Origin of the sequence: Clostridium sp. (assembly GCF_040797585.1) — a bacterium.
Taxonomy (GTDB): domain Bacteria; phylum Bacillota; class Clostridia; order Clostridiales; family Clostridiaceae; genus Clostridium_Z.
Genome location: NZ_JBFNEO010000243.1, coordinates 1 through 4,018 on the forward strand (window position 1 = coordinate 1; position 4,018 = coordinate 4,018).

Annotated in this window: 4 protein-coding genes; 3 read left to right on the forward strand and 1 reads right to left on the reverse strand. The window is 26.6% G+C overall.

The features are described 5' to 3' along the window. Positions 1-79: 79 nt before the first annotated feature. Positions 80-1,327, reverse strand: coding sequence for an MFS transporter (locus tag AB2369_RS12155; RefSeq protein ID WP_367666740.1), 1,248 nt, complete (start codon positions 1,325-1,327; stop codon positions 80-82). Between the two features lie 318 nt (positions 1,328-1,645). On the opposite strand from AB2369_RS12155, the gene AB2369_RS12160 reads away from it, so the two are divergent. From AB2369_RS12160 to AB2369_RS12170, 3 genes are all read left to right on the forward strand, one after another. Next, complete coding sequence (locus AB2369_RS12160) at positions 1,646-1,918, forward strand: cysteine-rich small domain-containing protein (protein WP_367666741.1); 273 nt, start codon at positions 1,646-1,648, stop codon at positions 1,916-1,918. A 656-nt stretch (positions 1,919-2,574) separates the two neighbouring features. Beyond that, complete coding sequence (locus AB2369_RS12165) at positions 2,575-3,603, forward strand: hypothetical protein (protein ID WP_367666742.1); 1,029 nt, start codon at positions 2,575-2,577, stop codon at positions 3,601-3,603. Positions 3,604-3,610: 7 nt separating this feature from the next. After that, positions 3,611-4,018, forward strand: a 408-nt coding sequence (locus tag AB2369_RS12170; protein ID WP_367666743.1) for an RNA polymerase sigma factor, incomplete at its 3' end; no start/stop codon positions are given.

The following is a 4,018-nucleotide window of genomic DNA, read 5'->3' on the forward strand; positions in this document are numbered from 1 at the left end:
GGTATAGGATATATAATATAGCTATAAATAAACAAAAATTGCCTTCAAATGGAGTATTAACTCTATTTGAAGGCAGTTTTTATTTTATAACTAAAGAAGTTTTATTACTTTTTTTAGATAAATTTTTGTCTACGAAGAAAAATGATTTATAGAAATATATTGTAGACAATAGATATATTATGGCAGTTATAAAATAAGGGATTTCATAACCATAAGGTAAAGTATTCATAATATATCCGCCTAACATAGCACTCAAGGCTCTGGATAGATTATTTGAAATACTATTTAAACTAGAATAGGTTGAACGTTTACTATCTTCTATGAGTTCCATAGATAAACTATTAATTACAGGTCCAGCCATATTCATAAGCCCATTTCTAAGTAGAAGAGCAAAGGCAACTATATAAATATTAGGTGGAAGAGCTATGAGCATTAAAAAAGGTATAGAAATACTTTGACATATTATGATAGTTTTAATTCTACCGAACTTTGCTGCCATATAAGGGGTAAGTAGGCCACCAAGTCCCATGGAACATTGGGCAAGAGACATTATAATACCAATAGCACTGGTGGAGGCATTAACTTTATAACGAAGATATATGTTGAAATATGGAACAACAAGACCAGCACCAAAACCTATTAATAAATTATATATAATAAATTTTCTAGGATAGGGTTCTTTACATAGTGTAACAATATTCTGAAAAAAGTTGTGGTGACTTTTAATAGGTCCTTTTGTATCTTTTATGAAAACAATGAATATGCATGAAATAAGACCTAAAAGACCACAAAGTATAATAGAATATTTTAAGGCAGTTAAAAGTCCCACTTTTATACTTAGTTTATTAGATAATTCGCCAAATATAAAGTAACCAAACATGGTAGAAAAAACATTGTCTGCAAATGAGTAGCTAAAGAGTTTAAGTCTATTTTTAGAATCACTATTATCCATTAAGAAGGGTCCCTCAGATACCATTAAAAACCCTTGAGATGCTCCTTGTAATACCGCAAGGATTAAAATAATATATTTATTTCCAATAATACCTTGAAGAATTGTAAGAACAGGTACTAAAGTCATGGTGAGAAAAATTCCTTTTTTTCTTCCAATCTTATTTACTATCATAGCACAAGGAATTGAAGCAAAAGCAATAGCAAAGGTCTTAAAGCTTAATATAAGACCAAGAAAGCCTTCATCAATATTAAGTTCTTTTATATATATTCCTTGAAGCATATTAAAAGCTCCCATAGATATATAGAAGAATGAAATTGCTAATAAGTATACCTTAGCATTTTTAGGAAAGTTCTTTAGATTTTCTTTAAGTTTCATACAAATTCACTCCTAAATTTTCTTATCCCCATGATAATTATATCAGCTTATTAGAGTATAATTATAAATTACATATTAGATTTAAAATTAAGCATAACAGATTTTATATATATTATTAGATAAATAAATATTTAGATATGTTAAACTATAGGTATAGAGAAATCATATGAGAACTCAATCTTGAATAGGCTTTAAATAATGGTATGTGGTGATTGGATTTTAATTATTATGTGGTTTATCTATATATAATAAAGTTTAATATTAAGGGTAAGAAGAGAAACTATTCTTACATATATTTAAAGGTTTTAGGGGGATAATATGAATAATAATTATAGGTTTTTTAGTAATAAACAATGTGAGTATTTTCCATGCCATAAGGTAGAAAATGAAGAGGATTTTAATTGTTTATTTTGTTACTGCCCATTATATTTTTTAGAAAACTGTGGTGGGAATAATAAAGTAGTATATGGAGTCAAGGATTGCTCAAACTGTATGATACCTCATAATCCTAAGGGATATGATTATATAATAAAAAAGATAATAGAAGTTAATGATGTAAAAAGAGAAGCAGCATTTAAGGAAAAGAAATAGTAATTAATAAGGAAGCCTAGTATTGTCCTAGGTTTCCTTATTTTTGTAATAACAATTAATATGTAATTTCATCATATATATTAATTGCTATTTATAAAGTTCTTAGAGTTAGAATTAACTTATACATCTGCTTAAAATTATAGGGTTCCTTATCCAATATGAAAAATATACATTGATGTAAGGGTTGATATTAAAGGATTTTTCACTATGTATATATTAGAATCTCACTTAGGAGCCCTATAGATATACCACATGGTATCTTATACTTAATAGGCTATATATTATGTTAGATTGAGGTTTAGATTAATGTGTCATGTGTCTTCTCTATATAAGATAAATCAATAATTTTTTTAATAAATAAGTTAGGAATTTATATTGATGCTATATTCATAGAAACTTTACATCAAGGTTTATTTTACACAATAATTAAAATTTATAATTTTAAATTCTTTAAATGTGAGTATGAATTAGAAGTTTACTTTAGACCATATAAAAATATTTTTATTAAAAAATAAAAAAACTGTGGGTTTTTATATAGAAATGGAGTCTAAACTAATGTAAGTAAATTATAGAGCATAGGAGGAATCTTCCTTAGGATGGTGTTCTTTATACTATCTTAAGGTTAGCCGAGTTAATTAATATAAGGAGAAGATTAAATGAGAAAAAATGGAAGTTTAACTATAATACTATCATTGATGCTTCTTACAGTGAATTGGATTATATTTTTTTATAATCAAGAGATTGGACTTAAAATTATTTGGCTTTGGCCAGTAATATTAATAATTTTAGGATTAGAAATTCTAATTAATAATAGAAAAGATAAAAGAAAAAGAAAATTTAATTTTGGAATATTAGTAGTTTTAGTTGTTCTAGTAGTCTCAGAAGGACTTATGCATAATGTAAATGTAGAGGAGATAAATAGAATCATAATAGAAGCAAGACTCAGTATATTTCCTGAAAAAATAGATTTAGAGAAAAGCTTAGATCTTGGAGAGATTAAAGAAATTAATATAGAAGCTAATTATGCTGATATAAAATTAAATAGATCAGAAGATAATAAGTTAATATTTAAGGGGCAGGTAGAGAGTACAGAAAGTATAGTAAAAGAATATGAAAATAACCTTTTTTATATAGAAAATGGAAAACTAAATGTGGACTTTAGAAAATTTAAAGGTAAAAAAATAAAAGGAGATCTATATGTTCCAGGGGGAATAAACTTAAATATTAATGTTAATAGTGGAAGCATTGTTAATGTAGACCCTCTAGAAGATGTAGCCATTAATGCAAAGGGTAATTATTGTAGCTTTGATTTTAGGAAGATATCTAATCTTACTTTAGAAAACTCTGGAGGATCCATATACATAAGGGATATAAAGAACTCTAATATAAAGAGTGGAAGTATGGATATATTAATGGAAGGAAGTATAGATGTATTGAATTTGCAAGGAGAAGAAGGAAGAGTAAAGGGAGATATAAAGAAATTTTCAAAGTTAAATATAAATTCTAATATTGGAAATATAGATATAAGTTCTAAGGAAAAAAACTTTGTAGTAAATGGAGCAATTGAGGAAGGATATATGACAATTAATGATAAAAAGGGATTTAAAGAAGTTATAGGTAAAGGAGGTAATGAGATTAATATAAAGCTTAATAGGGGCAATGCTCATATAAAGACTAAGGAGTGATAGAATAATGCAGGAGGAGGAACTTGTAGATAGGTTAAAGGAAGAAGACGAGGAAGCTTTTATTGAGCTTGTTAATATGTATAAAAAGAAGGTGGCCTCCTTATGTTATTCTTACACTGAAGATATACACGAAGCAGAGGATTTGTCTCAAGAAGTATTTATTTCTGTTTATAAAAATATAAAAACTTTTAGAAAAGAAAGCTCTTTTTCAACTTATTTATACAGAATAACTATTAATAAATGCTTAAGTTATAAAAGAAAAAGTAACTTTAGAGATATGATAGTTAACATACTTATGTATGATAAAGGCATAGAAGAAGATATGGATTTAAAGACATATGTTAGGCAAGAAATAAAAAAACTCTCAAAAGACTTAAAAACACCTTTAGTATTATATTATTATGTGGGACTAAGC